22 protein-coding genes are annotated in these 25,902 nt (G+C 57.0%); 14 read left to right on the top strand and 8 right to left on the bottom strand.

Features of this window, described 5'->3' with window-relative positions; all coding sequences use genetic code 11:
- Positions 1–8: 8 nt before the first annotated feature.
- Together Q9S52_RS03555 and Q9S52_RS03550 are read right to left on the bottom strand one after the other, a co-directional pair.
- The gene (locus Q9S52_RS03555) at positions 9–3,341 is read right to left on the bottom strand and encodes a SusC/RagA family TonB-linked outer membrane protein (RefSeq protein WP_300726833.1); all 3,333 of its coding nucleotides are present in this window, start codon (positions 3,339–3,341) and stop codon (positions 9–11) included.
- A gap of 102 nt (positions 3,342–3,443) precedes the next feature.
- The gene (locus tag Q9S52_RS03550; protein ID WP_304708180.1) at positions 3,444–4,682 is read right to left on the bottom strand and encodes a site-specific integrase; all 1,239 of its coding nucleotides are present in this window, start codon (positions 4,680–4,682) and stop codon (positions 3,444–3,446) included.
- Between the two features lie 524 nt (positions 4,683–5,206).
- Here Q9S52_RS03550 and Q9S52_RS03545 point away from each other — a divergent pair.
- Positions 5,207–7,114, top strand: a complete 1,908-nt coding sequence (locus tag Q9S52_RS03545) for a DNA polymerase III subunit gamma/tau (RefSeq protein ID WP_304708214.1) — start codon at positions 5,207–5,209, stop codon at positions 7,112–7,114.
- Positions 7,115–7,231: 117 nt separating this feature from the next.
- Here the strand turns inward: Q9S52_RS03545 and Q9S52_RS03540 are convergent, their stop codons facing one another.
- A complete protein-coding gene (locus tag Q9S52_RS03540) occupies positions 7,232–8,119 on the bottom strand; it encodes an AraC family transcriptional regulator (protein WP_294594222.1) in 888 nt (295 codons plus the stop codon).
- Between the two features lie 311 nt (positions 8,120–8,430).
- Here Q9S52_RS03540 and rpsF point away from each other — a divergent pair, with 311 nt between their 5' ends.
- From rpsF to rplI, 3 genes are read left to right on the top strand one after another with little or no spacing between them, the layout of a single operon-like run.
- Positions 8,431–8,775: a 30S ribosomal protein S6 gene (gene rpsF / locus Q9S52_RS03535; RefSeq protein ID WP_294594224.1), complete on the top strand. Its 345-nt coding sequence runs from the start codon at positions 8,431–8,433 to the stop codon at positions 8,773–8,775.
- A gap of 2 nt (positions 8,776–8,777) precedes the next feature.
- Positions 8,778–9,047, top strand: a complete 270-nt coding sequence (rpsR, locus tag Q9S52_RS03530; protein WP_027291133.1) for a 30S ribosomal protein S18 — start codon at positions 8,778–8,780, stop codon at positions 9,045–9,047.
- Positions 9,048–9,075: 28 nt separating this feature from the next.
- Positions 9,076–9,528: a 50S ribosomal protein L9 gene (gene rplI, locus Q9S52_RS03525; RefSeq protein ID WP_297830709.1), complete on the top strand. Its 453-nt coding sequence runs from the start codon at positions 9,076–9,078 to the stop codon at positions 9,526–9,528.
- 545 nt (positions 9,529–10,073) lie between these two features.
- Here rplI and Q9S52_RS03520 read toward each other — a convergent pair.
- On the bottom strand, positions 10,074–11,888 hold the full coding sequence (locus tag Q9S52_RS03520; RefSeq protein ID WP_304708179.1) for a family 20 glycosylhydrolase: 1,815 nt from the start codon (positions 11,886–11,888) through the stop codon (positions 10,074–10,076).
- Between the two features lie 136 nt (positions 11,889–12,024).
- Between Q9S52_RS03520 and gcvH the strand changes: the two genes are divergently transcribed.
- The 5 genes from gcvH to Q9S52_RS03495 all read left to right on the top strand — a co-directional run bounded on the left by gcvH (position 12,025) and on the right by Q9S52_RS03495 (position 17,138).
- A complete protein-coding gene (gene gcvH, locus Q9S52_RS03515) occupies positions 12,025–12,405 on the top strand; it encodes a glycine cleavage system protein GcvH (protein WP_297626113.1) in 381 nt (126 codons plus the stop codon).
- A 51-nt stretch (positions 12,406–12,456) separates the two neighbouring features.
- Positions 12,457–13,401, top strand: coding sequence for a malate dehydrogenase (locus Q9S52_RS03510; protein ID WP_294594020.1), 945 nt, complete (start codon positions 12,457–12,459; stop codon positions 13,399–13,401).
- A 61-nt stretch (positions 13,402–13,462) separates the two neighbouring features.
- Positions 13,463–14,278: a 3-methyl-2-oxobutanoate hydroxymethyltransferase gene (gene panB / locus Q9S52_RS03505; RefSeq protein WP_297626110.1), complete on the top strand. Its 816-nt coding sequence runs from the start codon at positions 13,463–13,465 to the stop codon at positions 14,276–14,278.
- A gap of 417 nt (positions 14,279–14,695) precedes the next feature.
- Entirely contained in the window at positions 14,696–16,378 is a 1,683-nt protein-coding gene (locus tag Q9S52_RS03500) for a peptide MFS transporter (RefSeq protein ID WP_304708178.1), read from the top strand.
- A gap of 157 nt (positions 16,379–16,535) precedes the next feature.
- The gene (locus tag Q9S52_RS03495; protein WP_304708177.1) at positions 16,536–17,138 is read left to right on the top strand and encodes a porin family protein; all 603 of its coding nucleotides are present in this window, start codon (positions 16,536–16,538) and stop codon (positions 17,136–17,138) included.
- Positions 17,139–17,168: 30 nt separating this feature from the next.
- On the opposite strand, the gene Q9S52_RS03490 is transcribed toward Q9S52_RS03495, so the two are convergent.
- From Q9S52_RS03490 to Q9S52_RS03480, 3 genes are all read right to left on the bottom strand, one after another.
- Positions 17,169–18,014 (bottom strand): bifunctional methionine sulfoxide reductase B/A protein, encoded by an 846-nt coding sequence (locus tag Q9S52_RS03490; RefSeq protein ID WP_304708176.1) that lies wholly within the window; start codon positions 18,012–18,014, stop codon positions 17,169–17,171.
- A 997-nt stretch (positions 18,015–19,011) separates the two neighbouring features.
- Complete coding sequence (locus Q9S52_RS03485) at positions 19,012–19,161, bottom strand: hypothetical protein (RefSeq protein WP_297832241.1); 150 nt, start codon at positions 19,159–19,161, stop codon at positions 19,012–19,014.
- A 114-nt stretch (positions 19,162–19,275) separates the two neighbouring features.
- Entirely contained in the window at positions 19,276–19,428 is a 153-nt protein-coding gene (locus Q9S52_RS03480; RefSeq protein WP_297832244.1) for a hypothetical protein, read from the bottom strand.
- 149 nt (positions 19,429–19,577) lie between these two features.
- Between Q9S52_RS03480 and Q9S52_RS03475 the strand changes: the two genes are divergently transcribed.
- The 3 genes from Q9S52_RS03475 to rpmA all read left to right on the top strand — a co-directional run bounded on the left by Q9S52_RS03475 (position 19,578) and on the right by rpmA (position 22,403).
- On the top strand, positions 19,578–21,665 hold the full coding sequence (locus tag Q9S52_RS03475) for a sodium:proton antiporter (RefSeq protein ID WP_304708175.1): 2,088 nt from the start codon (positions 19,578–19,580) through the stop codon (positions 21,663–21,665).
- 118 nt (positions 21,666–21,783) lie between these two features.
- A complete protein-coding gene (gene rplU, locus Q9S52_RS03470) occupies positions 21,784–22,095 on the top strand; it encodes a 50S ribosomal protein L21 (RefSeq protein ID WP_304708174.1) in 312 nt (103 codons plus the stop codon).
- A gap of 47 nt (positions 22,096–22,142) precedes the next feature.
- Positions 22,143–22,403: a 50S ribosomal protein L27 gene (rpmA, locus tag Q9S52_RS03465; RefSeq protein WP_027291149.1), complete on the top strand. Its 261-nt coding sequence runs from the start codon at positions 22,143–22,145 to the stop codon at positions 22,401–22,403.
- Positions 22,404–22,522: 119 nt separating this feature from the next.
- Here the strand turns inward: rpmA and Q9S52_RS03460 are convergent, their stop codons facing one another.
- Positions 22,523–23,314 carry a hypothetical protein gene (locus tag Q9S52_RS03460; RefSeq protein ID WP_304708173.1) on the bottom strand — a complete coding sequence of 264 codons (792 nt, stop codon included), beginning with the start codon at positions 23,312–23,314 and terminating at the stop codon, positions 22,523–22,525.
- A gap of 482 nt (positions 23,315–23,796) precedes the next feature.
- Between Q9S52_RS03460 and serS the strand changes: the two genes are divergently transcribed.
- Together serS and rsmI are read left to right on the top strand one after the other, a co-directional pair.
- Entirely contained in the window at positions 23,797–25,077 is a 1,281-nt protein-coding gene (gene serS, locus Q9S52_RS03455; RefSeq protein WP_304708172.1) for a serine--tRNA ligase, read from the top strand.
- Between the two features lie 38 nt (positions 25,078–25,115).
- Positions 25,116–25,790, top strand: coding sequence for a 16S rRNA (cytidine(1402)-2'-O)-methyltransferase (rsmI, locus tag Q9S52_RS03450; protein ID WP_297626076.1), 675 nt, complete (start codon positions 25,116–25,118; stop codon positions 25,788–25,790).
- Positions 25,791–25,902 lie beyond the last annotated feature (112 nt).

Here is a 25,902-nt window from a genome sequence, read left to right as displayed (position 1 = left end):
GTTTACAATTAGAAACGTAAGTTGAGGTTGATCGAGAAGTTCCGCGCATAGGGCACTCCACCGTAGTCCACCGGCGTCAGCGGGTTGTTCGACGAGATGGACTCCGGATTGATTCCGCCGCGCATGCCGTTGTAGATATAGCAGAGGTTACGTCCCGAGAACGACAGACGAGCCGACTGCAAACCGACGTGTTTGATCCACTTGTCCGGGAAGTTGTACCCGAGGGTCACTTCACGCAACGAGAAGTAGGTGGCTTTCGACACGTTGATGTTCTGTGCACCCCAGAAACCGTAGTTCCCGCCCTGGGTATACCAAATGGCCGACAGCATCGGTTCGATATCGCCCGCTTCGACGGCTTCGGCGAAGGTGGTACCGGCTTTCACTGTCACTTCCTGACCGTTGTCTTTGCGAGTCACCTTGAAATCTTTGTAGAACACACCGTCCGGAATCATCCCGTTGTAAACGGTTTCGCCTTTGTAGTTGACACGAGCCACCCCGCCGTGTTCCTCGTCACGACCGTAGAGCGACATTTCGACGTTCCCGTATTGCATAGCTTCACGCAATTTGGAAGAGATCATGTGTCCGCCGACGCGGCCGTCGATCTGAGCGAAGAAGTCGAACGAACCGCTGTTGTTCGGCAGGTTGACGGTCAGCGAGGTGGTCAAACCGGCGAAGAAGTCGGGTTCCACTTTACCGAGCACGTCATACAGATAAGGTTTGTCACCCGGGGTGTTGTACCCGTCGATTTGGTTACCGTCTTCATCTTTTCCCAGTACACCGTGGTAGTAGTTGGTAACCTGGCTACCGCGTACGATCGAGTAGTAAGGCAGATTCAGGCTGCTGGTCGTACCGCCGTAGTTGATCAACATTTTCCCGTTGCGCGGGTCGTTCGGATCGTCCATGTTGCGGAACACAGCTGCCACCCCGGCTCCGTCGCTCGTATAACCGTATCCCGAACCGGAGACGATTTGTCCGAACGCGCCGTTTTCGAAGGCATAGATGCCCGGAATCCCGCCGGTACCGTTGTCGAAGAGTTTGTAAGAGCTGATGCCTTCATAGAACTCTTTGATTTTGCTCCGGTTGCGGCTCCAGTTCAGGCCGATTTCCCAACGTACCGTCCGGGTTTGGATCGGACGGAAGTCCAACTGAAGTTCCCAACCCTGGTTCTGGATGTTACCGGCGTTGATGAGCTGTTTGGTTACCCCGGACTCTTTCACTGCATCGAGTTTCAGAATCTGGTTGCGGGTATTGATCTTGTAGTAAGCCACATCGACCCCGATCCGTCCGTTCAGGAAACGGAGGTCGGCACCGAATTCCATAGAGGTCTGGATTTCCGGTTTCAAGTCGTAGTTCGGCAGGGTCGAGTTGTTCGGCGTAGCGAACTGGAGATTGTTGCCATTCGGAGCACTTTCGGTTTTCACGTCGAATCCGCCGGCACCCGACGCGGTTTCGTAAGCCGACGTCCCGGAACCGACCTGTCCCCACGATGCACGCAGTTTACCGTACGAGAGGATATTCGGATTGATGTTGAACGTGTCGGAGAAGACCCACGACAAGTTCACCGAAGGATAGAAGACCGACCAGTTGTCAGACCCCTGCGGAATCCAGGTCGGATAGAGCAACGAACTCAGCCAGTCGTTACGGGCCGTTACTTCAAGATTGATCTGGTCTTTCCACGAGAGGTTGACGGCACCCCCGATCCCATAGGTCATCCGGTTGCGGTAGTTCAGATTCGTATCGTAGTTCGACACTTCGAGCGGCTCGGCCGAGTTGCCGAAGTTCCACATTCCGGGAACAATGAGGCCGCCCCGCGTGGATTTCGACCAGCTCGAACCGCGGCTGTTTCCGTACAATTCATAGAACAGACGCACGTCGAGTTCGAGGTTGTCGTCCAGGAAGAGGTTGTTGCTGTGCAGCTGACCGAGGAAGTTGTATTCGCCCGATTTACCGCCGCCGATCGAATAGCTCCCACCGGGGCTATAGACAGGATCGCCTGCTTCAGCTCCTCCTCGGCCGAAACCCGAACCGTAGTTTTTGGTCTCGTTGAAGTACGAATAGTCGTTGTAAGTGAGTCGCGCATTGGCGTCCAACCAGCTGTTGAACTGAGCGGTCAAACCTACGCTGGCGATAATGGTCTGTTCGTTGTGGTTGGTGTTGTCGTCCACGAAGGTATTCAGGGCACTCTGAATGGATTTCAGGGCAGTGCTCGATCCGTCGGGCAGACGCATCCAGGTCGAATAGTCGATATAGTTGTCGCGATACCATTTCAGGTCGGTGTTCCGGTTGATCTGCTGCGAAACGACCGCCGCGTAGCTCCGTCCGCTGGTTGCCGAGAAGATGTTCGGGTTCAGCGTGTTGGAGTTCGAGTACTGCATGCTGAAGTCCACCGAGAAGACGTCGTTGATCTTACCGTTCGTCCGAACGTTCACCGAGTGGCGTTTGAATTCATTGTTGGGCAGCGCACCTTTCATGTTGGTGTACCCATAAGAAACACGATAGGTCGCTTTTTCCGACCCGCCGGTCAGAGCGACGCTGACATTGTCCTGTTGTCCGGTCTGGAAAATGGATTTCCAGTTGTTGGCATAAGAGAGCAACGGTTCGACCGGGTTGTTGTATTTCCCCAATTTATACTCCTGGCTCATCTGCAAACCGGCATCCATCCGCGGCCCGAACGATTGTGCACTGTACACGCCGTCGGAAACGGTAGACCCTACGTTGGGAATGATATCCCCTTCGTAGCCGTTCGTCGGCGAGCCCATCCCGTAGAGGTTTTGGAGCTTCATCGGAGCGGCATAGGTCTGCGAGAATTCGTGCGAGTAATTCACTTCGATCCCTACCCCTTTACGAGCCTTACCGCCTTTGGTGGTGATCACGATGGCACCGTTCGCACCGCGAGAACCGTACAGCGCGGTTGCGGCAGCACCTTTCAGCACGGTAACCGATTCGTAGTCATTGGAGTTGAGGTTCTTCAGCTGGTTGCCGTACGCAATCCCGCTGTTACTACCGTCGGCGTCCAACCCCATCACAGAGTTCTCCATCACGATCCCGTCGATGACGAAAATCGGGGAGTTGTTCTTGGTCAGCGACTTCGCCCCGCGGAGTGTAATCACCGGCGACGAGGTCAGCCCCGACGACCCGGAGGTCGAAATCTGGAGCCCTGCTACCTTACCCTGCAAAGCATTGACCGGGCTGATGGTATTGGTACGCGCCAGCTCGTCTCCCTTTACGGTAGAGGTGGCATAACCGAGTTTCCGATCCTGTTTTTTACCCCCCAGTGCCGTCACCGTCACCGCCTCTGTCTGCAAAACAGAGGCAAGGAGGTGAAAATTCGGAGTGAACATTCAAAAGATCAGGAGGTTGTTGAAAACCGATTTTGGGGACGTACATACAATTTACATATTGGTCGCTCGGATGGAATTGAATGTTCGTTTCGTGTGGGAGTGTCATTTTTTGGATTTCTTGAAGTCGGTCAACAGGCGCGCGTTTTTGATCCGCTCGTCTTTCTCGAACCCTGCCAGATAGCAGGCCGTCGTTCTTAGGTTGCTGTGGCCCAGTGATTCGGAAATGTAGCTGATGTTGGCCCCCTGACGCTTGAGGATGGTGGCGAACGAGTGACGTGCCGTGTAGGTCGAAATCGGCCCGATGCCCAGCGCTAGGCCGATTTGGTGCATGTGGCGGTTGATCTGGCGGGTGAGATTCTGTGTCTTGATTTTCAGCTCCATTGCATTCTCATGGCCGTTCAGGAAAGGGAACAGGAAGTTCTCTGGAACGGGCGGATTGCCCCACTGGCCGAGGATAGCACGCATCTCGGGGGTAATGATCGCTCGGATCTCTTTGCGGGTTTTGGTGGTGCGGGCTGTCTTTTGGCGAACGAAACAGATTTCGCCGTCGATGATGTCGGCATATTTGAGCCGGATGAGGTCGGCTACGTTGATCCCGTTGCAGAGGTAGATGAAGAACCACAGGTCGCGATAGTGAGCCGTAGTCGGATTGCCGTTCGAAAAATCGACGATCTGTTTGATTTGGCGGAGATTCAGGGCGATTTTTCGGCCCTCGCCCTCCTGGATTTCGAATTTTCCCTGCCCGAACGGGTATTGGGTGTCGAGCAGGTTGCCGTTTTTGCGGGCTTCGTTCAGCAGGGCGCGGATCGCGCGCATGTGCATGCAGATGGTCACGGGACTTTTCTGTTCGCCGAGCAGGAATTTCTCGTAGCGGCGCAGCCAGACGACCGTCACGGCTGTGAGCGGAATCGCTCGGCTGGAGAACCGTTTGATCGATTTGAAGACGTTGTCGTACCAGAGCATGTTGCCGACTCGTTGTTCGGCGGTCAGGCGGCTGATCCGATGGCGGAAGAGGCTGTTCAGGGTGTCGCCCTTGCCGCGCCCGAGGAGCCGGTTGAGGGCGTCGAACGAGAAGGGCTCTTTTTCGGTCAGCTCCTGAACGTGCCGCTTGATGCGGTCGAAGGAGCTGCCGATGTCGCGGCGCACTTCGAGCAGGTAGCCGCTGCGGGTGCGGAGCAGGCGTTTCCACTCGGCGGTGTCGAGCTCTTTCCCGGTGAGGTAGTATTTCTGGACGCGCTTGTAGGCGACCTGGATTTTGACGGGAAAGAGTCCGTTCTTCTTGGCACGGCGGGTGTCGAGTACCGAGGATACGGTAACGCCGTCTTTGGCATACTTGTACATGGCTATATCCGTTTTTATTAAACCGTTTTGTGGCAAAATAACGGGATATGATGTACATGCGATTTGCATACAACCTCTCTCGTATTCTTTTTTCTGTGCCGGATAGAACCGTACCTTTTCTGAAGAGCCGAGCGGCGTTACTTGAGCAGAGACCGCAAACGGGCTATGCCGAGTTAGCGCGAGGAAGCCTTCGGGCAAAAGGTACCCAAAAGACTTTCGTGATAGCTACGCTACTCCTTAGGCTCCGCAGTCCTCATGTTTCGCGAGTCTGTTGGGCTGGGTTTCCGGTGTGGCGCGCTATTATGCAGTACAATACTTAGGCGCGCCCACCAAGAAACCACAGCCCAACCAACAAACCGACAAACCGAGATTTGGGCCGTCGGCAGCTTGAGGATGCGTTAGCATCCGTCTAAAGTTTTTCTGGTTCTCTTTGTTCACAAAGAGAACAGTTCACTCCAGGACAGGAATGGTATAAGAGAAAAGAGGTTTGGAATGCGAAGTGCATTTATTATCTTTGTAGAATGATGGAATCATTCGTCGTATCAGCTCGAAAATACCGTCCCGCCACCTTTCGCAGCGTCGTCGGTCAGGCTCATATTACCGAGACTCTGCGGAACGCCATTGCGCGGGGACAGCTGGCGCACGCCTACCTCTTCACCGGGCCTCGGGGGGTGGGGAAGACCACCTGTGCGCGGATTTTCGCCAAAGCCATCAACTGCCTGAACCCGACATCGGAGCATGAGGCGTGCGGAGAGTGCGAGTCGTGTCGGGCTTTTAACGAAGGGCGGTCGTTCTCGATCCACGAACTCGACGCCGCCTCCAATAACTCGGTGGAAGACATTCGGGCGCTGACCGAAAAAGTGCGCATACCGCCGCAGGTGGGGCGCTACAGCGTCTATATCATCGACGAGGTGCACATGTTGTCGGCCAACGCCTTCAACGCCTTTCTGAAAACCTTGGAAGAGCCGCCGCACTATGCGATCTTCATTCTGGCCACGACCGAGAAACACAAGATCCTGCCCACCATCTTATCGCGGTGCCAGTGCTACGACTTCAACCGGATACGGGTCGAGGATACCGTGCAGTATCTCCAGTATATTGCCGGTCAGGAGGGGGTGACCTATGACGACGAAGCGCTGCACGTGATCGCCCAGCGGGCCGACGGCGGGATGCGGGATGCGCTGTCGATGTTCGACCGCGTCGTTTCGTTCTGCGGGACGCAACTCACGGGCGACAAGGTGGCCGAGAGTTTGAACGTACTGGATTATAATACCTATTTCGCGGCGACGGATCTGATTCTGGCGGGGAATTATGCCGAGCTGCTCACCTTGTTCGACGGCGTGTTGCGGCGGGGATTCGAAGGGCAGCTTTTTATCGCCGGGCTCAACGGGCATATGCGCGATTTGTTGATGTGCAAGAATCCGCAGACGGCCGGGTTGCTGGAGGTGACCGGTCAGGTGGCCAAGCGGTACCGGGCGCAGGCGAATGCGGAGGGGTGCGATACGGGCTTCCTGTTCAATGCCATCAACCTGTTGACCCAAGTCGATACCGGCTATCGGACGGCGACCAACCGGCGGTTGCATGCCGAATTGGCGTTGATCAAGTTGTGCGGGTTGGGAGGGCTAAAAAAAAAAGATGACACCGTAGGTGCTGAGGCGGGCGGAGATTCGGAGGCGGATGCTCTGGTGCTGGTGGCGGGAGTGGGGCGGTATCCCATGCCGGCGATTTCGAATGGCGGGGGTGGGGCGACGGTGGTGAATCCTGCCGTGCCGGCGGTGCGGACGGTGCCGGAGGGAACGGCAGCGACTCCTTCCGAATCGACACCGACACCAGAGCCGAAATCGGAACCGGTGCGGGAAGCGGCAGGGCGGCCTGCACCGGCTGCGATGACCTCTCCGGTTTCGGCGCAGGCGACGAAACCTGTGGCGCAGCCGGAGCAGGGACGGGCGGCGGGACGATCGATTACGGGGGTGTCGATCACGAATTTACAGGCTGCGGCAGGCGGAGGGGCGACCGAAGGGGCGGTGGCATCGGCCGAGGTGGCGTCACGAGAGGAGGGGGCCTCTGTTCGTGAGGTGACGCCGGGGGAGGCAGAGAGGGTGATTACTGAAAAATACGATGACTTGCTGCGGCTTTGGATGGAGCGGCAACGGCCTCGGTTGGCGACGGCGCTGACGGCCCGACAGATTCGCGGGAGCGAAGTGCTCGTCTCCGTGCCGAACGAAGTGCTGGCCGACGAGATCAACCAGGCCAAGTGGGAGATTGAGCGCGACCTGCGCCAGCTGACCGGAGCGGCGGCGACGGTGACGGTCGTCGTGACCGAGGTGCAGCAGGAGTACAAACCGGTTTCGACGGAAGATAAGTTGCAGTATCTGGTGCGCCTCAATCCGAATATTCTCAAATTGCGGGACGAACTCGACCTGACGGTATAGGCGGGTTTTTCGCCAGCGTGGCTTAACGCACAAAAAAGGGGGCAGGAACAAAAAGGGGCAGGATGAAAACCATCCTGCCCCTTTGCGTATTCCGCCGGTATTGCCGTCGAATAGTCTTTACGCCTCTCCCGCCATCCCCGCCGACTGGCGATACTCCTGCCGGAGCGAGAGCGGCGTGATCTGGAACTCCCGCTTGAAGAGCTTGATGAAGTGCGAGATGTTGTCGAACTTGCACTCGTACCCGATCTGTGCGATCGGTTTGGTGGTCGATACCACCTCTAACCGCGCATGCAATAGCCGCTGTTTCAGAATCCACCGGTGCGGCGTCATGCCGAATATCCGCAGGAAGTCGTTCTTGAACGAGGTCAGGCTCTTGTTGGTCCGCTGCGCCAGCTCGCTGATCGAGAGGTCTTCGAAGATCGAGTTCCGGATGATGCTCTCGAACGGGTCGGCCAGCCGCTCGACGCACCGCAGCAGTTTGTACTGCAACCCGTGTTCCTTGTGCGCCACCACCATGTAGGCGAATTCGGCCAGTTTGAGGCGCATCAGCTGCGGATGCGACGTCAGGTAGTCCGTGTCCATATACGGCATCAGCGAGTCGAACAACAGCCGCATCTCCGGCCACAGCCGCGTGCTGACGTGTCCCAGCGTCAGATCGGCCTGTGCCGCCTCCGGCAACTCCAGCTCCATCCCGTACAAGGTCACGAGCGCCGACAAGGCTCCCGCCATCTCCTGGTTGTCGAACGCGAGGCAGGTCTCCTTATACGGCCCGTTCCGGGCCGGCAGGTTTTCGACGTAATGTTTCCCCGGCGCCAGCAGGAAAAGCTCCTTGTCGCCGATTCGATAGCTCTCCCCGGCATAATGGACGACTTTCGTCCCGCTCTCTACCACGCCGAGCAGGTTTCGGGTCAGCTCCAGAGACTGGGGGCCGGAAGCGGAGTGGGTCACGAACTGCCACAACGACGACGCACGTTCCGCCTTATTGTTCTTGGTTTGCTCCGACATACAATGGACGATAATGATAAATACAAAATAAATCTCCCGCTACAAAGAACACAAATATAATTCGAAAAAAAGCCGAAATGTTTTGTCTTTGCATTCATAATGTTACAAATCGGACGTTTTGAGTTATTATTCTACTCTCCTGACTCTTCCGGCTGGCGAGTCCGCTTCCAATCGCCCCGGTGTCCGTCGGCAAAAATCGTCCCGCCGGTTTGTACATCCCGAAAAAAAAGCTACCTTTGCGGCTCGAAACGCGCTCTGTTGACGGGTGCGACGAAACAACTCATTATTCATCATTTCTTTACGGACAACTTATGAACCGTTACGAAACCGTTTTCATTGCGACTCCCGTTCTTTCGGACGCACAGTTGAAAGAGCTGGTCGGCAAATTCCAGGGTGTCATCACCGAGAACGGCGGCAAAGTGAACTACACCGAAGAGTGGGGTTTGCGTAAGCTCGCCTATCCGATCCAGAAAAAGACCACCGGGTTCTACACCCTGATCGAGTTCGAAGGCGAAGGCAAACTGATCGACGTGCTCGAAACCCAGTACCGTCGCGACGAACGCGTCATCCGTTTCCTGACTTTCAAACAGGACAAGTACGCGGCCGAATATGCCGAAAAACGCAGAAACATCAACGCAGCTAAAACTCAAGAGTAATCATGGCAGCACCCCAATCCGAAATCCGTTACCTCAACCCGGTATCCGTTGAGGTCAAGAAGAAAAAATATTGCCGGTTCAAGAAAGCCGGGATCAAATACGTCGATTACAAAGACGCCGAATTCCTCAAAAAGTTTCTGAACGAACAGGGGAAAATTCTGCCCCGCCGGCTGACCGGGACTTCGCAGAAGTTCCAGAAAAAAGTGGCTACGGCGGTGAAGCGGGCACGGCACTTGGCTATCCTGCCGTTCGTAACCGACTTGTTGAAATAACCCCTAACCGAGGAGCAGAGAATACATTATGGAAATCATACTGAAACAAGACGTCGATAACCTCGGCAATAAGGATCAGATCGTAAACGTGCGGCCGGGGTATGCCAACAACTACCTCATTCCGCAGGGATATGCGGCGGCTGCGACCGCTTCGGCTAAGAAGGTGCTGGCTGAAAAAATCAAACAGCAGGCGCACAAGGAGGCGAAGATGGTGACCGACGCTCAAGCTGTGGCTGATAAACTGAACGGGGTAGCGGTAGCTATCGCTGTGAAGGTGGCCGAAGGCGGTAAGATCTTCGGGTCGGTGACGGCGGCACAGGTGGCCGATGCGATCGAAGCGAAGGGCTTCTCGATCGACAAACGTCACGTCAAGGTCGATGCGATCAAGCAGATCGGCGAATACAAAGCTACGGTCAAGATCTACAAGGATATCAAAGCGGAAGTGGCCGTGTCGGTAACGGCTGAAGCTTCGGCTGAGTAGTTCGGACTGTTGCCGGAGAGGCTCCTCTTCCTTGGGGGTAGGCTCTTTCCGATTATGTTCTGACGATATTGTAAAGCGGTTGAGTATTACCGTCTCCGAGCTTTCAAAATCAAAAAAAGGTGTCTGTTTCCTGTTTCAGGAAATGAACACCTTTTTTGTTTGTAGTTTTTTCGATTGACGAGGCCTTCGGCGGATGCGGACGAGGGAAGGCTATGGCGTCGTTGGTTTGGGGTGGAGCCTGTCTTGCGATTTGGGCCGTCGGCAGCTTTAGGATGCGTAGCATCCTTGAAAGTTTTTTCGGTTCCTTTTGTTCACAACCGACGCTGCCAGCGAGAGCAATGCAAACGCAGTTTGCAAATTGCCGAGCGGCGAGGAGGAACCGAGTAGCGTACCGAGGGCAGAGACCGCTTGCGGGCTTTGCCGAGGTAGCACGAGGAAGCCGAAGGCAACGCGAAGCCAAAAGGAACAGTTCGAGGCGGGACAAAGCTCGACCCGCGCGCCTGGGAAATGTTGTCCAAAGCGCAAGTAGCTTTGACTGATTTCCTTTAGCGAGGCACGAAGGCGAAGATCCAGTGCTGCCCCCGGAAGAGCTTGCGAGAACGGAGCACGATTCGGTTCGTCCCCGCTTTCAGGGCGATTTCGACCGGCTCACGCGTCCAGAACAACTGTTCCGCCGTATACGGAAACTCCTCTTCCGGTCTGGCCCACGTGTTGAACCGGAACGCATACGCGCCTGGCTCGCGCCACACCGGCGGTTCGATCCGGACGCCGTTTACCCACGCCTCGCCCGCAGCCTCCCACGCTCCCTGTGTGCCGATGCCCGACGAAATGCGGTTCGACCGCGACGGAGCCTCGAAACCGATCTGGGCGAGGATGACCGTGTCGCGCGGCACCGTGATGATAGTCTCCGCCCACACCTCGCCCGAATCCGGCTTCGGTAACGACAGCGTGGCCAGCATCGCGTCCACGTCGATCGCCCCGCCGTATAAGGTATGCCATTTCAGCCCCGCAGTGTCTGTGCCGAAAGCCGCAGGCTCCGATACCCGCCACTTCAGCGAAGCGTTGGGCCACCAGCAGAAAGGTTCTTCTTTGAGCAGACCCTCCTTGTGGGTCAGCATGCGTCCTTCGAACTCCGCCAAAGCCACTCCTGCCGGCGTCGAAGGATCGGGGAATAGGTTCGGATTCGTCGGAGACCCCTCCGGCTTCCGACCGCCTCGCCACAGCCGTTCGGCGAAAGGCAGCAGCCCCGACCATACCCCGCTATTCCGCATCAACCCCTCCAAACCCGGCGACTTCGTGTCGTTCCACAGGCAGAGAATCCCCCCCAAAGCCGTCGAATCGCCCTGCGCCTGGTCACACGGGTCGTGCAGCAGCATCCGTGGCGTGAACGAAATCGGGTCGTAATTGTTCAGGTACCCCATGTACGAATCGACGATCGGTCCGCCCTGCGTCCGGTTGCGGGCCACGTAGCCCGAAGCCTCCGACCACACCTGCCGAATGCTTCCGTCCGTCGCCGGCAGACCCGGATCCCACACCATCGGCGTGCGTCCCGCCGCCCGCACCACACTGTCCGCCCACCGCATGAACCCCGTCGGATCCGGAATGTGCACCTCGTCCGAGCCGATGTGGATGTACGGCGCCTCCGAGACCGGTATCTCGGTGAAAAACTCCTCCAAAGCCTCCTCCAATATCCGCATCCCCCGCGGATCGGCCATGCCGAAACCGAACGTCGAGTTGAAATAGGTGCTGTGGCCCGGCATGTCGATCTCCGGCACCACCAGTATGCCGTGTTTCCGGGCATAGTCGATCACGTCGCGAATCTCGCCGTAGGTGTAGAACTTCCCCTCGTCGCGCCCCGGTCGCTGATACTGCGGATCGTTGAGCTGCGGGAAACGCCGGGACTCGATCCGCCAGGCCGGATAGTCCGTCAGGTGCCAATGGAACAGGTTGATCTTGTACTGCGACAGGAGGCGGATTTGTCGTTTGAGCTCTTCGACCGGAATAAAGTTGCGCCCCGTGTCGTGCATGAAGCCGCGCCAGGCGAAAGCCGGCCAGTCGACGATCCGGACGCTCGGCACCAACCCCCGCTCGTCGGTCAGCTGGCGCAGCGTCTGGCGCGCCCAGATGGCGCCCTGCTCGTCGCGGGCCGTGATTTTAACCCCCTTCCGATAGGTTTCGAGAATATAACCCTCGGCCGGCAGCGACAGGGTGGTGTCGATCCGCACCTTGACGTTCAGCAGCGGAACCAGGTATCGGCCCGTCGTTTCGAGCTGTTGCGGATAGGGAATCAGAGCCGGTTGCGCCGTCGTCCGCCCGAGGGCGGCGCAGAGCGCGCAACCGAGAAGAAAAAATCGTTTCATAACCTGCGCAAGATAGGAAATTCGGTCGATATATCAAAGCTCGCCGGAACAGGCTGTTAACGGAATAACACCACCCTTGCGCGTTTCGAAAAAAGCGGTATCTTTGGGGCGTTGAACCTAAAAAATCTGATTCGAGATGAGCAACATTCCATCCAACCTGAAATATTCGAAAGACCACGAGTGGATTCGCGTCGAGGGCGAAGAGGCATTCGTGGGGATCACCGATTTCGCCCAGGGCCAGCTCGGGGACATCGTTTTCGTGGACATCACGACCGAAGGCGAGACGCTGGCACAGGGCGACGTGTTCGGCACGATCGAGGCGGTGAAGACCGTTTCGGACGCTTTCCTGCCGGTGGCGGGCGAGGTGCTGGAGCTCAACGGCGCACTGGAAGACGCCCCCGAAACGGTCAATAAAGACCCCTACGGCGAGGGGTGGATGGTCAAAATCCGCCTCACGGAGCCGGGGCAGCTGGACGGGTTGCTGTCGGCCGACGAGTATGCGAAACTGATCGGCTAATCTTTTTTCAACGCAAAGCAGAGAACAAACACTTTAAATCGAACATAACTCATGGCAAAAGTAACGGTAGTCGGCGCGGGGAACGTGGGAGCAACCTGTGCGAACGTATTGGCCACGCGCGAAGTGTGCAGCGAATTGGTGCTGCTGGACATCAAAGAGGGGGTTTCGGAGGGGAAAATCCTGGATATCTTCCAGACGGCTACGCTGATGGACTTCGACACCAATATCAAGGGGGTGACGAACGACTATGCGGCCACGGCGGGGTCGGACGTGGTGGTGATCACCTCGGGCATGCCTCGCAAACCGGGCATGACGCGCGAAGAGCTGATCGGGGTGAATGCCGGAATCGTTAAATCGGTGGCCGAAAACATCCTGAAACATTCGCCGGAGGCGATTCTGCTCATCGTCTCGAACCCGATGGATCCGATGACCTATCTGGCGCTGAAGGCGACGGGACTGCCCAAAAACCGGGTCTTCGGGATGGGCGGCGCGCTCGACTCGGCACGGTTCAAGTGCTACCTCTCCAAGGCGTTGGGGGTCAACTCCAATGATGTGGACGGGATGGTGATCGGCGGCCACGGCGATACGACGATGATTCCGCTGGTTTCCAAAGCCTCGGTCAAAGGGGTGCCGGTGACGGAACTCTGCAAGGACAAGGCGGTGCTGGACAAAGTGGTGGCCGACACGATGGTGGGCGGCGCGACGCTGACCAAACTGCTCGGCACGTCGGCCTGGTATGCGCCGGGGGCTGCGGCCGCTATGGTGGTCGAGTCGATCGTGCGGGATCAGAAAAAGATCGTCCCGTCGTGCGTCCTGCTCGAAGGGGAGTACGGCCAGAAGGATATCTGCATCGGGGTGCCGACGGTGATCGGGCGCAACGGCGCGGAACGGGTGGTCGAAGTGGCGCTGACTGCCGAGGAAAAGGCCGCTTTCGAAGCGAGCGCCGAGGCGGTGCGCAAGACCAATGCCATCCTTCACGAGATCAACGTGCTGTAACTGCTATCCCTTCGGGGAGAGCGACGTACGGCTAATGAGATTGCATTACCGGTAAGAATATATGTCATCAGAAGGAAAAACTCGTGCCGTGACCACCTATCGGCTGGCCGAGATGAAAGCCCGCGGCGAAAAGATATCCATGCTCACCGCCTATGACTACACCATGGCCGGGATTATGGACGCCGCCGGGATCGATGTCATTCTGGTCGGCGACTCGGCGGCCAACGTGATCGCCGGGTACAAGACCACCGTGCCGATGACCCTGAACGATATGATTTATCACGGGAAAGCGGTGGCGAGGGCTGTGGAGCGGGCCTTGGTCGTGGTCGATCTGCCGTTCGGGAGCTATCAGGGGAACTCGAAAGAGGCCTTGAACTCGGCGGTGCGGATCATGAAAGAGACCGAGGCCGATGCGGTGAAGCTGGAGGGGGGCGCCGAGGTGATCGATTGCGTACAGCGGATTCTCTGTGCCGGGATTCCGGTGATGGGGCATTTGGGGCTCACGCCGCAGTCGATCAACAAGTACGGCACCTATGCCGTGCGGGCCCGAGAGGAGGCGGAGGCGGAGAAACTCTACTCCGACGCGCTGCTGCTGGCCGAGACCGGATGCTTCGGCATCGTGCTCGAAAAGATTCCCGCCGTGCTGGCGGGGCGGGTGGCCGAGGCGGTGAAGATTCCGATCATCGGCATCGGGGCGGGGAATCGGGTGGACGGACAGGTGCTCGTTTCGTATGACATGCTCGGGATCAATAACGGATTCTCGCCGCGCTTTCTGCGGCGGTATCTGAACCTCCACGAGCAGATTACGGCGGCGGTGGAGCAGTATCGGGAAGACGTCAAATCCGGCGATTTCCCGAACGATGGAGAGCAGTATTGACCGGGTTTTTCACAATTGATTAACTTTTCGCTGCCGCGGGGCTTTCATTCAGAAGCGCCCGCGGCAGTTTTTTTGTGGACAGCGGGCCGAAAAGAGGTTTTTAACAGGTTCTTATCGCTTTTTGAACCCTTATCGACATCCTATCCACGAAATTTTTCCCGGTTGTCATCGAAATGCAAACAGGTTATAAGCCGATTGTTCACAATTTATAAACACTCCTTCTGCTCGAATCTGGGTGCGCCCCATCTTGTCAGACCGTGGCTGTGCCGCCTCCCGAACCGGCCCGGCTTGCATTTTTCGACGAAATCGTTACTTTTGTAAATCGTAAACTCGGCGCGGATCGACTTTCCCCCGACTCGAAGCGCCGGGGGGCTCTCGCACAAACCACGCAATTATTAACCAAAATCCACATAGCTAATGTTAAAAGGACAACCCAAAGGTCTGTTCGTATTGGCGTTGGCCAACATGGGCGAGCGTTTCGGCTACTACACCATGCTGGCGATCTTCGTCCTCTACATGCAGGCGAAATTCGGCTACACGGAGGATCAGACCAGTACGACGTTCGGGATCTTCCTGAGTATGGTCTACTTCCTGCCGCTGTTCGGCGGGCTGCTGGCCGACAAGGTGCTCGGCTACGGCAAGACCATCGCCCTCGGGATCATCATCATGTTCGCCGGGTACTTCTGCCTCGCGATTCCGACCGGGGTCGGGACGGGGGCCCAGATCGCCATGTTCGGCGCGCTGGCCTTGATCGCTCTCGGGACGGGGTGTTTCAAGGGGAACCTGCAGGCACTGGTCGGCAACCTCTACGACGATCCGAAATACAGCGCCAAACGGGACATCGCGTTCAGTATCTTCTATATGTGTATCAACATCGGGGCTTTCTTCGCTCCGTCGGCGGCCGAAGGGGTTTCGAACTACTTCCTCGAAAAGGACGGATACACCTATAATGCCGATATTCCTGCGCTGGCGCACCAGTTGCAGAACGGGACGATCTCGCCCGAAGCGACGGCCCGGTTCAGCGAGATGGCGGCTCAACAGGGCTACACGGGAACCGACCTGGCCCAGTTCGGCGACAGCTATATCGCTAGCCTCGGTCAGTCGTACAACTACGGTTTCGGGGTGGCTTGCCTGTCGTTGATCGTTTCGATGATCATTTTCGTCGGCTTCCGCAAGTACTATAAGGCGGCCGACAAAACCGAAAAGGAGAAACAGGCCCAACGCGATCCGAATGCCGTGGAGCTCACCGCGCAGCAGGTCAAAGACCGGCTGGTGGCTTTGGAGCTGGTGTTCGCCGTGGTGATCTTCTTCTGGATGTCGTTCCACCAGAACGGTCTCACGATGACCTTCTTCGCGCGCGACTATACGCAGACTTCGGTCAGCGGGTTCGACCGTTTCGGCTTCTCGTTGTTGACCTTGCTGCCGTTCGCGTTCTGCTTCTACGGCATTATCTCGCTCTTCCAGGGGACGACGGCGCGGGCCAAAGGGGTCGGGGCGCTGTTGGCTCTTGTCGGCGGGGGATGCGCCTGGTGGGCTTACAACTCGTTCCCGGCCGAAATGGCGATCTCGCCGCAGATTTTCCAACAGTTCAACGCATACTTCATCGTCCTCTTTACGCCGCTCATGGTAGCGTTCTTCTCGTGGCTCAACAAGAAGGGCAAGGAGCCCAGTGCGCCGCGTAAGATCGGTATCGGGATGTTGATCGCCGCTATCGGGTTCATTCTGTTGGCCGTGGCATCGATCGGGCTGCCGACGCCGGAGGCGTTGAAAGGGATGGGCGGTTTGAGCGAATCGGCCCGCGTGTCGCCGAACTGGTTGATCTCGACCTATTTCGTGCTGACGATCGCCGAGCTGTTCCTCAGCCCGATGGGTATCTCGTTCGTCTCGAAGGTGGCGCCGCCGAAGTATAAGGGGCTGGCACAGGGCGGCTGGCTGGCGGCTACGGCTGTCGGGAACTACCTTGTGGCGATTATCGGTTACCTGTGGGGCGGGATGCCGCTGTGGATGTTGTGGGGTATTTTGGTGCTCTGCTGCGCGGTGTCGGCTATTTTCCTCTTCAGCGTGATGAAAAAGCTGGAGCGGACGACGCGCGATGCGTAATCGGTTTCGACACGGAATACCGAGATTGTTCGAATTTTTGAAAAGGATATTCCGAACGGAACGATTTTTGTTCATAAAAGCGGAGGAGAGGCATCGCCTCTCCTCCGCTTTTTTCCCTATATTTGTACGCAATAGAAATTCTGTCCCGTTCCGACTCATGAAAAAATTCGTCCGGCTCCTCTTGTTGTTTCCGCTCGCCTGTGGTATGGCGACGACCGCTTCGGCCCAGGTCAAAGGGCTCGGTTTCGGCCCGCGCGTGGGGTTGAACTTCGCCGACTATATGAACAGTCCGGGCAGTACGCGCACGGGGCTCTACGCCGGCGCGTTCCTCGATTACCACATCACCCACCGGTGGGGGCTGGAGACGGGGGCCTACTATTCGCAGTTGGGGTCGACCAACAATGTTGAGATGGGGCATGCCAGCCGGACGATCCATCGGATGGAGTATCTTTCAGTGCCGTTCGTGGCTAAGTTCAATTTTCTGGGCGGTTTCCGGGCGATTGCGGGGGTGGAGGGGCTTTTCAAGCTGTCGGCGAAGTGCGTCGAAAAGGACGGCGGGCCGACGATGACGATGCAAAATGTCCGTTCAGCGAATCTGGCTTTCACCCTCGGGGCGGGTTATCTGTTCCGTTGCGGGCTGGACATTACGGCGTCGTATTCCAAAGGGTTCAACAGCGCGATCCGCCATACGGGCGAGACGACTTGTCCGACTTACTTTCGGGTGGCTGCGGGCTGGCGCTTCATCGGAACCAGCAAATAATCTCTTTTTTCTTAATAGGCTGCGAAAAGGTCAGAACCGTTTGGTATAGGCGTGGCAGTAGGGTTCGGTGCCTTTGCGCCGGTAGTAATCCTGATGATAGGTCTCGGCCGGCCAGAAAACGGTCGCCGGAGTGACTCGCGTGGCGATCCGATATCCTTTGGTTTCGAGCTGCCGAATCAGGCGTTCGGCGATGGCTTTCTGTTCGGGATCGAGGTAGAAGATCTCGGAACGATACTGCGGCCCGAGGTCGGGCCCTTGTCCGTCCTGTTGGGTCGGGTCGTGGATCTCGAAAAAACGTTTCGCTAAGGTTTCGTAGTCGATTTTCGTCGGGTCGTAGGTGACGCGGACGGCTTCGGCGTGTCCGGTCTTTTGGGTGCAGACCTGTTCGTAGGTGGGGTGATCGGTCGTTCCGCCGATATAGCCCGATTCGACTGAGATCACGCCTGTCTGTTGCTGCATCAGGTGTTCGACGCCCCAGAAGCAGCCGCCGGCAAAGATGGCTTCGGCGGTGGATGCCGGTGCGGCGGGTTCGAACTCCAGGGAGATCGAATTGACGCAGTGGCGGGTGTCTTTCGGGGTGAATCCTTCGCCGGTGAATACGTGGCCGAGGTGGGCGCCGCATCGGGCGCAGGTGATTTCAGTGCGTTGTCCGTCCGGGTCGGGGGTGCGTCGCACGGCGCCGGGCAGTGCGTCGTCGAAGCTGGGCCAGCCGCATCCGGAGTCGAATTTGTCGGCCGACCGATAGAGCGGTGCGCCGCACTGTTTGCAGTGGTAGGTGCCGTCGGCGTCGAAGGTGACGTATTTTCCACTGAAGGGGGCTTCGGTGCCTTTGTCGATGATGACGTGTCTCTCTTCGGGGGTCAGGTCTTTTTTCATAGTTTGTTTCGCAGGGGTGTTCGCGCTGCATCCGGAGAGCAGGGCGATGACAAGAATAGCAAATTTATCCATATCTGTTAAAACGCAAAAAATATGCCGTCTCTTGCCCTGTTATTCGATTTTGTTTCGGCTTGCGGATGATAGGAAGTGGGGGTGTGGTCGCCATTGTTGTGTGCGGAATAGAGAATAGGGGCCGAGTCTGCCCGCGTTGTATAGGGGTAGAGGCTGCCATTTGCCCGCCGCGGGCACGCGGGGCCTGCCCGGCCCGAGGGCAGTAGCCTCCTGTAGCTAAAGCCGCGCGCCACGCCTAAAGGAGCGTGCGAAAATCCCGTCGCCCGCCCGCCTAAGAGGGCATATTCTGCCGGTTGGCACTCGGCCAATCCGGCAAGAATTGCCGCGGGCGACGGCAAACGCGGCGGAGCGACAGCGGAGGCGCAGTGAGGCGGACACGGGGCGGAGAACTGGGACGAGCTTTGGGCTGCAACTGTTCTTCGGATGCGAAAACCGCAACCGGTTTTCGCACCGCGCCGGGCCCAGTTTCTGCGGCTCTTCGATTCGCGCAGTTCGCCGTCACCCCCTGCGGCGGACTGCTATAGGCTGAGAGCGAATAGCGCGATTCCGTGAGGAATTGCCGTCCTCGGTGAGGGCGACGCATCAGCGGCGCGTGGGGGGCGCGCCGAGGACGAATCTTGCAAAACGGGGGCGGTGAATGGGGTGTTGTCGTGCCCAGAAATGGGCCGAGCTTCTGCGACCCTTTAGGGTCGCGCAGTCCGCCGCATGGGGTGGCGGCGAACAGATATAGGCTGAGAGCGAATTGTTAATAGAAATGAGCTTTGCTCTTGCGGCTCAAAGAGCCGCGCGGGCCGAAGCCTCCCCCCGCGGAGGGACGCACAGCGTCTTTTACTGCCAGCCTCTACCCCAAACCCCGCAGGCTTCGGCCCACATAAAACTCCGATGAAAGTACCCCGGCCATCTTTCGAGTGTCGCGCGTCCCCGTTTATTCTGAGAGGCAACGCAACTGAAAACCATGGGTGCGGCTGGCCGAACTGTTGGTGTAGAGGCCCTGTGAATGGAAATTCAAGGCCGAACCGCGGATGTCGTTCATGACGGAAGACCAACTGAATCCTAGATTGCCGACGTAGCTCATTCCACCCGAGTCCCAAACGCGGTAGCCCGGGGCGGGCCGCTCGGCACTCGAAAGCTGGCCGTCTCGGTTTCCATATGGGGTAGAGGCTGCCAGTAGAACGCCCTATGGGCGCATTTATTCCGAGAGGCAGCGCAACTGAAGACCGTAGGCGCGATAGTACGCGTAGTTGGAATAGAGCCACATCACGTCGAAATGCAAACTCAGGCCATGGATACTGCCGCCCGTCGAAGCCCAGCTGTAACCGTAACCGCCGCTGCCACGTTGCACGCCATCTGCATGATCGCGGTAGCCCGGGGCGGGATGCGATCGTAAAAACTCAAAACATAGAGCAAATAAATATGGGGCGATTCCGCCGATTCCGTTAATTTTGCAGTCAGACGGAAAATGGAAGTGAAAAGTCAATCAATTATTTCAGTATGGATTCAATGAATATGCTGGCTCCGCTCGTCTTCGTGATCGTTTCGCTCGTAGCTGGAGCTATCCTCAAATATGCCCTCAAACGCACCGTACTGCCTTATACCGTCGGGCTTTTCGCCTTCGGACTCCTGGTCGGACTCTGCGACCGGACGGGACTCTTTACCCAAGATTCCTTCTTTAAAGCCTCCATCGACTTCGCCGGACATATCGACCCCGATCTGATTCTCTACCTCTTTCTGCCCGTCCTGATTTTCGACGCAGCGTATGAACTGGACGCCCATATTTTCCGGAAAACACTGACCAATGCCACCCTGCTTTCCGTACCCGGAATGGTCGTGGCGATGTTCCTGACCGGACTGTTGATGATGGGCATCCACCTCTTCGCACCGAGCTATGCCCAGTGGAACTGGAGCCATGCCCTGATGTTCGGCGCGCTGATCAGCGCCACCGACCCCGTGGCCGTCGTCGCCTTGCTCCGAGAACTCGGCGTCAGCAAACGTTTCTCCACCCTCGTGGATGCCGAGTCGATGCTCAACGACGGAACCGGGATCGTCCTTTTTATGCTCTTTTTCGGAGCCTATACGGCCTCCGGAGCCGTCAAGGCGCCTGTGACCGGATTTGTCTATGTGGTACTCGGCGGCGTATTGCTCGGCGTGATCTTCGGGTGGCTCTGCCTGTGGTTTATCACCCGCAGCCGAACCGACGCGATCGTCCAGAACAGCGCGATTCTGGTCTCGGCCTACGTCACCTTCTTTCTGGCACAGAGCTATCTGGACGTTTCGGGGGTGATCGCCCTGGTGGGGTACGGATTGGTGATCACCTATTACGGACGGCCGCGGATCGCACCCGAAGTCAACCGCTTCATGCAGGAGTTCTGGGAATTGGCCACCTATGCCGCCAATACGCTGATATTCATTCTGGTGGGCGTCGTGATCGCGGTGCAGGTACAGGCCACGTGGGTGGACTTCGCGATTCTGGTGCTGGTGTACATCGGAGTCAATGTGGTGCGGATGACGATGATCGCCCTCTTCTATCCGCTGATGAAACGGTCGGGGTACGGACTCTCGAAACGTGAGGCCGTCATTCTCTGCTGGGGCGGATTGCGCGGGGCGCTGGGGCTGACCCTGGCGTTGATGGTCTCCTATACGTTGCCCATTCCCGAGCCGGTGCGGAGGCAGGTGCTCTTCCTGACCGCAGGGATCGTGACGCTCACCCTGACCGTCAATGCCACCACCGTCGGGTGGCTGTTGCGTAAACTGGGGCTCACGCGAGTGTCGTCGGCCAAGACCTTCCTGAACTACACGATTCAGAAACAGTTGTGCGAAAACACCACGCGGTATTACGGTGAGTTGCAGAAGAACGAAGCATTGCAGGGCGCCGATTGGGCGAAAGTGGCCGCTTTCGTACCCACGCTCGAAGATATTCCCGTGCCGGTGGTGGCCGGGCAGGATTTGGCAGCCAATGTCCGGCTCCGCATATTGGACAAAGAGCGGACACGCTACTGGCAACTCTACGAGAAGGGGATTATTTCGGCCGAGTCGTTGCGACGGTTGCTGGCGACGGTCGAAGAGCTCTACGACGCGGACGGCAAACGACCCCTGTGTGAGCGGGCTCGGCTGCTGGAGTTGCCCGACCTGCCGTTCTACCTGCGGTGGCGGAAACGATCCCGGGAGGTGCTCTACCGGTGGGTCGACCGGAATCAGTCGACGACTTTCGTCCGGGTCTACGATGTGGCCCGTGGGCTGATCCACTCGCAACGCACCTCGATTACCTTGTTGGACGAGCTGGAAAGCTCCGATACCCTGAGCGGGGACGACCGTCGGGCCTTGGAAGGACTGCGCGGCGAAGTGCAACGCAATATCGAAGAGAGTCAGACGATTATGGACATGATTGCCCAGCGATTTCCGAGCTCCTACCGGCTGGCCGTCACCCAGAAAACCATCCGGATGCTCATCAGCGAAGAGAAGGCCGAAGTGCTCCGGATGCTGCACGAGGGGCTCGTCATGCCGGACGACGTGCAATCGATGTTGGACGACATCGACCGGCGGTATCGGATGACTACCCCGGATCGGATTCTGCGCGGTTGAGGGCCTCGGATGTGGCGGATCGGGAAAAGTTTGCCGAAATAAATCGGCAGAGTTTGGCCGGTCGGAGAAAAATGCCTATCTTTGCGGTTCGAAACACTAAACAACAAGCGAAACGAACATGTACGCTATCGTAGAAATCGCAGGACAGCAATTCAAAGTTGAGAAGGGTCGCAAGCTCTATGTTCACCGTCTGGCCGACGCCGAAGGCGCCGCCGTGAGCTTCGACAAAGTCCTGCTGATCGACAATGACGGAAAGGTTGCAATTGGCGCACCTACGGTAAAAGACGCCAAAGTGGAAGCTACCGTGCTGAAACATTTGAAAGACGATAAAATCATCGTCTTCAAGAAGAAACGCCGCAAGGGGTATCAGAAACAGAACGGGCACCGGCAGTGTCTGACCCAGATCGAGATTAAGAATATCATCGCTTAACTCGCTCGCTGTTTCAGAGTTCAATAACGTTTAAAAAGTAAATCGAGATGGCACATAAGAAAGGGGTAGGTAGTTCGAAGAACGGCCGCGAATCGGAAAGCAAACGACTGGGTGTCAAATTGTTCGGTGGTCAGGTGGCCAAGGCCGGGAATATCATCGTGCGGCAGCGCGGAACGGTTCATAACCCGGGCGAAAATGTCGGGATGGGGAAAGACCATACGCTGTTTGCGTTGGTGGACGGTACCGTATGCTTTAAGAAGAAAGCGGAAGGGAAATCTTTCGTATCGGTGGTGCCGATCGCGGAGTAGTTTTCTTCTGACTTAGGAGAGGATATACGTTATATCCTGAAGATACGAATTGCGCCTCTTTTCTTGTATGATGCAAGAAGAGAGGCGCAAGTTTTTTGCGTCGTGCAGTGTGAGGAATTTTATTGTATCGCCGGATACGTTTCAGGTAGGTCGAATGTCACCAATGTGTAATCCGGTTGTGTCAGTCCGTACAGAGTCTGTTCATCTTCCGAAAGGGTTATCTTGCATAACTCGACATCCGTTTTGAGGCGTGCGATGCGATTCCCGTCGTGATCGTAGATGAAAACGATATCGGCCCCGGCCGGATCCTGATTGTTCGGGCGTTCGAAATATTTGAATAACAAATCGTCATTCCATAAGATATAGATATATTTTTTCCCGATCGCTACATTCCAAGTGTATCCTATTGTCTCCTCGGGTTTGAAAAAGAGCGTCGTACCTCGGACTAAATATGTTTTTTCCGCAAAATTGTCTTCCCATAGTTTGATCGGTTTCCCGTCCCGCATGGCATAACAGCCGATGTAGGGCAATTCATATGGTGCGAAAATAGAAATGCCGTATCCGGCATTCATGCAACCTTGCAACCGGTCTCCGGCATTTGTTATCGATTCCGGGATAGGTGAGTTTCCGAAATATCCGATTTGGTTGAAATCTTTATCCAATAACGAAAAAAAATGGTCTTGTGCATGAAAACATTGTCCCATGTAGTGGTCGTCGCCGATACGGCACAACTTGGTGTTGTCCTGCAACGGCACATCGCCCTGGTCTACCCGCCGTTTGTCGTGTGCCCGCATGGTCAGAGAATCTCCGCGATCCACCAATGTGTAGGAAATTACGCTCCGGCTCGGCAGGTCGTAGGCCATAAATGTGGAGTCGCTATCCGTATAGGCGAACGGGAATGTCCAAATCACCTCGGTCGGCCCTTTCCCTTTCGCCCCGAACTTGCCGATTTCTTGGAAAGTTTTCAGTGAAATCAGTCGTCCGAAGTTGTCTCCGATGCGCGGAGAAAGCACGACAAGTACTGAATCCAGTCGAAAGAAACCCTCGGGGTATGAGGCAAAAATATCCGAATTCCGAACGGTATGTTTTAGCGGGATTTCCATTCCGAAGTCGGCTTGTCCGGTCGGTTGGGTTTGGCTCCCGCAACTCGCCATTCCCCAGAGGCACCAGCCTGTCGCGAGGAGATAAATGAGGTTTCGCATGATATGTTTCCTGTGGATGCTCTGTAAAGTTAACATAAATTTATCCGATTTTTATCTTCATGATTCAGCACGGGGAAGGCAAGGTGTTAGGAAAGAGACGGCGTTTCTGGGAAAAATCGTAACTTTGACCATCTATGCGCACCGCCGCGGTGTGGGACAGACTCATGGAAAATAAAAATACGAAATAAGAGATGCTTACATTGAAACAGATCCGGGAAGAACGCGAACAGACCGTTGCCCGGCTGGCTAAAAAAGGAGTGGACGCCGTTCCGGTGATCGACAAAATCGTAGCGCTGGATGACCGGCGCAAAGCGATCCAGCAGGAGCTGGACGGCAATCTGGCCGAACAGAACCGGATCGCCAAAGAGATCGGTGGATTGTTTAAAACGGGAAAGGCTGCCGAGGCCAATGCGTTGAAGGACAAGGTTGCTGGGTTGAAAGAGCAGTCGACCGCGCTGGCGGCGGAACAGGCGACGGTGGTGGCAGAGATGGAGGCCCTGATCGTGACCCTGCCGAACCGGGCGGCTGAGATTGTGCCCGAGGGGAGTTGCGCGGCAGACAACCTCGTCGTGAAAATGGGCGGCCCGGAGCCGAAACAGCTCAAGGGAGAGGGAATTTTGCCCCACTGGGAGCTGGCCAAAAAGTATGACATCATCGACTTCGAGCTGGGGAACAAGCTCACGGGCGCCGGATTCCCGGTCTATAAAGGGAAAGGGGCCCGGTTGCAGCGGGCGTTGATCAACTTCTTCCTCGATATCAATACCGCCGCCGGATTCCTCGAAGTCGAACCGCCGATTATGGTGAACGAGGCGTCGGGATTCGGAACCGGCCAGCTGCCGGACAAGGAGGGGCAGATGTATCATGCCACGGTGGATAACTTCTACCTGATTCCGACGGCAGAGGTGCCGGTGACCAATATCTTCCGCGACGAAATCGTGGATGAGAAAGAGTTGCCCATCAAGATGACGGCTTATACACCGTGTTTCCGGCGCGAAGCGGGGTCGTACGGGAAAGATGTGCGGGGGCTGAACCGGCTGCACCAGTTCGACAAGGTCGAAATCGTGCAGGTGGCGCATCCGACGGACTCTTATGATCGGCTGGACGAAATGGTGGCCCATGTCGAGGGGATTGTGCAGAAACTGGGGCTGCCGTATCGGATTCTGCGGCTGTGCGGCGGGGATATGAGCTTTACGAGCGCCCTGACCTATGACTTCGAGGTCTACAGCGAGGCGCAGGACAAGTGGTTGGAGGTCTCCTCGGTGTCGAACTTCGAATCGTTCCAGGCCAATCGGCTGAAGCTCCGTTTCCGCAACGCGGAGACCAAAAAGACCGAACTGGCGCATACCCTGAACGGCAGTTCGCTGGCTTTGCCGCGTATCGTGGCGGCTCTGCTCGAAAACAACCAGACGCCGGACGGGATTGTGATTCCGGAGGCGCTCCGGCCGTACACCGGGTTCGATATCATTAAATAGTTGCAGCCTTCGGGCGGTGGAACCTGTCGAATATCGAGATGGCGAAACTCTATGTTATTCCTACGCCGGTGGGGAACCTTGAGGATATCACCCTGCGTGCGATCCGTCTGCTGGGCGAGTGCGACAGCATCGTGGCCGAAGATACGCGGACGAGCGGCAATCTGTTGCGACACTTGGGGATCTCCAAGCCGATGACGTCGTACCATAAGTTCAACGAGCACGGCGTGGTCGAACAGATCGTCCGGCGGATGCTGGAGGGACAGACAGTGGCGTTGATCTCGGATGCGGGCACTCCGGCGATTTCCGATCCGGGCTATCTGCTGGTGAACCGTGCGATCGAGGCGGGGATCGCGGTCGAGACGTTGCCGGGGCCGACGGCGTTCGTACCGGCGCTGGTGAACAGCGGATTGCCGTGCGACCGGTTTGTATTCGAGGGTTTTCTGCCGCAGAAAAAGGGGCGGCAGAGCCGGTTGCAGCAGCTGGTTACGGAGCCGCGGACGATGATTTTTTACGAGTCGCCTCATCGGGTGGGGAAGACGCTGGCGCAGTTGGTCGAGTTTTTCGGCGAGACGCGTCGGGGGGCGGTGTGCCGGGAGATTTCGAAGAAATTCGAGGAAACGGTGCGGGGGACATTGGCGGAGCTGGCAGCTCGCTATGCGGAACAGGAGCCGAAAGGCGAGATCGTTTTGGTGGTCGAAGGGGCGCGTGGTTGAGGTTGCGGTTGTCGTAAGTTGCATGCGGACAAAGAATGGGGTGAGGAACTGGGCCGAGGCAGCTTGAGGATGCGAAGCATCCGTCTAAAGTTTTTCTGGTTCTCTTTGTTCA

This window comes from uncultured Rikenella sp. (assembly GCF_948810725.1).
GTDB lineage: Bacteria > Bacteroidota > Bacteroidia > Bacteroidales > Rikenellaceae > Rikenella.
The sequence above is the reverse complement of the archived record's forward strand: the minus strand, read 5'-3'. Positions and strand labels throughout refer to the sequence as shown.

Excerpts from the sequence above, each read along its gene's own strand:
- Q9S52_RS03555 (WP_300726833.1), bottom strand. The coding sequence starts at position 3,341 with ATGTTCACTCCGAATTTTCACCTCCTTGCCTCTGTTTTGCAGACAGAG.
- Q9S52_RS03550 (WP_304708180.1), bottom strand. The coding sequence starts at position 4,682 with ATGTACAAGTATGCCAAAGACGGCGTTACCGTATCCTCGGTACTCGAC.
- Q9S52_RS03545 (WP_304708214.1), top strand. The coding sequence starts at position 5,207 with ATGGAATCATTCGTCGTATCAGCTCGAAAATACCGTCCCGCCACCTTT.
- Q9S52_RS03540 (WP_294594222.1), bottom strand. The coding sequence starts at position 8,119 with ATGTCGGAGCAAACCAAGAACAATAAGGCGGAACGTGCGTCGTCGTTG.
- rpsF (WP_294594224.1), top strand. The coding sequence starts at position 8,431 with ATGAACCGTTACGAAACCGTTTTCATTGCGACTCCCGTTCTTTCGGAC.
- rpsR (WP_027291133.1), top strand. The coding sequence starts at position 8,778 with ATGGCAGCACCCCAATCCGAAATCCGTTACCTCAACCCGGTATCCGTT.
- rplI (WP_297830709.1), top strand. The coding sequence starts at position 9,076 with ATGGAAATCATACTGAAACAAGACGTCGATAACCTCGGCAATAAGGAT.
- Q9S52_RS03520 (WP_304708179.1), bottom strand. The coding sequence starts at position 11,888 with ATGAAACGATTTTTTCTTCTCGGTTGCGCGCTCTGCGCCGCCCTCGGG.
- gcvH (WP_297626113.1), top strand. The coding sequence starts at position 12,025 with ATGAGCAACATTCCATCCAACCTGAAATATTCGAAAGACCACGAGTGG.
- Q9S52_RS03510 (WP_294594020.1), top strand. The coding sequence starts at position 12,457 with ATGGCAAAAGTAACGGTAGTCGGCGCGGGGAACGTGGGAGCAACCTGT.
- panB (WP_297626110.1), top strand. The coding sequence starts at position 13,463 with ATGTCATCAGAAGGAAAAACTCGTGCCGTGACCACCTATCGGCTGGCC.
- Q9S52_RS03500 (WP_304708178.1), top strand. The coding sequence starts at position 14,696 with ATGTTAAAAGGACAACCCAAAGGTCTGTTCGTATTGGCGTTGGCCAAC.
- Q9S52_RS03495 (WP_304708177.1), top strand. The coding sequence starts at position 16,536 with ATGAAAAAATTCGTCCGGCTCCTCTTGTTGTTTCCGCTCGCCTGTGGT.
- Q9S52_RS03490 (WP_304708176.1), bottom strand. The coding sequence starts at position 18,014 with ATGAAAAAAGACCTGACCCCCGAAGAGAGACACGTCATCATCGACAAA.
- Q9S52_RS03485 (WP_297832241.1), bottom strand. The coding sequence starts at position 19,161 with ATGAGCTACGTCGGCAATCTAGGATTCAGTTGGTCTTCCGTCATGAAC.
- Q9S52_RS03475 (WP_304708175.1), top strand. The coding sequence starts at position 19,578 with ATGGATTCAATGAATATGCTGGCTCCGCTCGTCTTCGTGATCGTTTCG.
- rplU (WP_304708174.1), top strand. The coding sequence starts at position 21,784 with ATGTACGCTATCGTAGAAATCGCAGGACAGCAATTCAAAGTTGAGAAG.
- rpmA (WP_027291149.1), top strand. The coding sequence starts at position 22,143 with ATGGCACATAAGAAAGGGGTAGGTAGTTCGAAGAACGGCCGCGAATCG.
- serS (WP_304708172.1), top strand. The coding sequence starts at position 23,797 with ATGCTTACATTGAAACAGATCCGGGAAGAACGCGAACAGACCGTTGCC.
- rsmI (WP_297626076.1), top strand. The coding sequence starts at position 25,116 with ATGGCGAAACTCTATGTTATTCCTACGCCGGTGGGGAACCTTGAGGAT.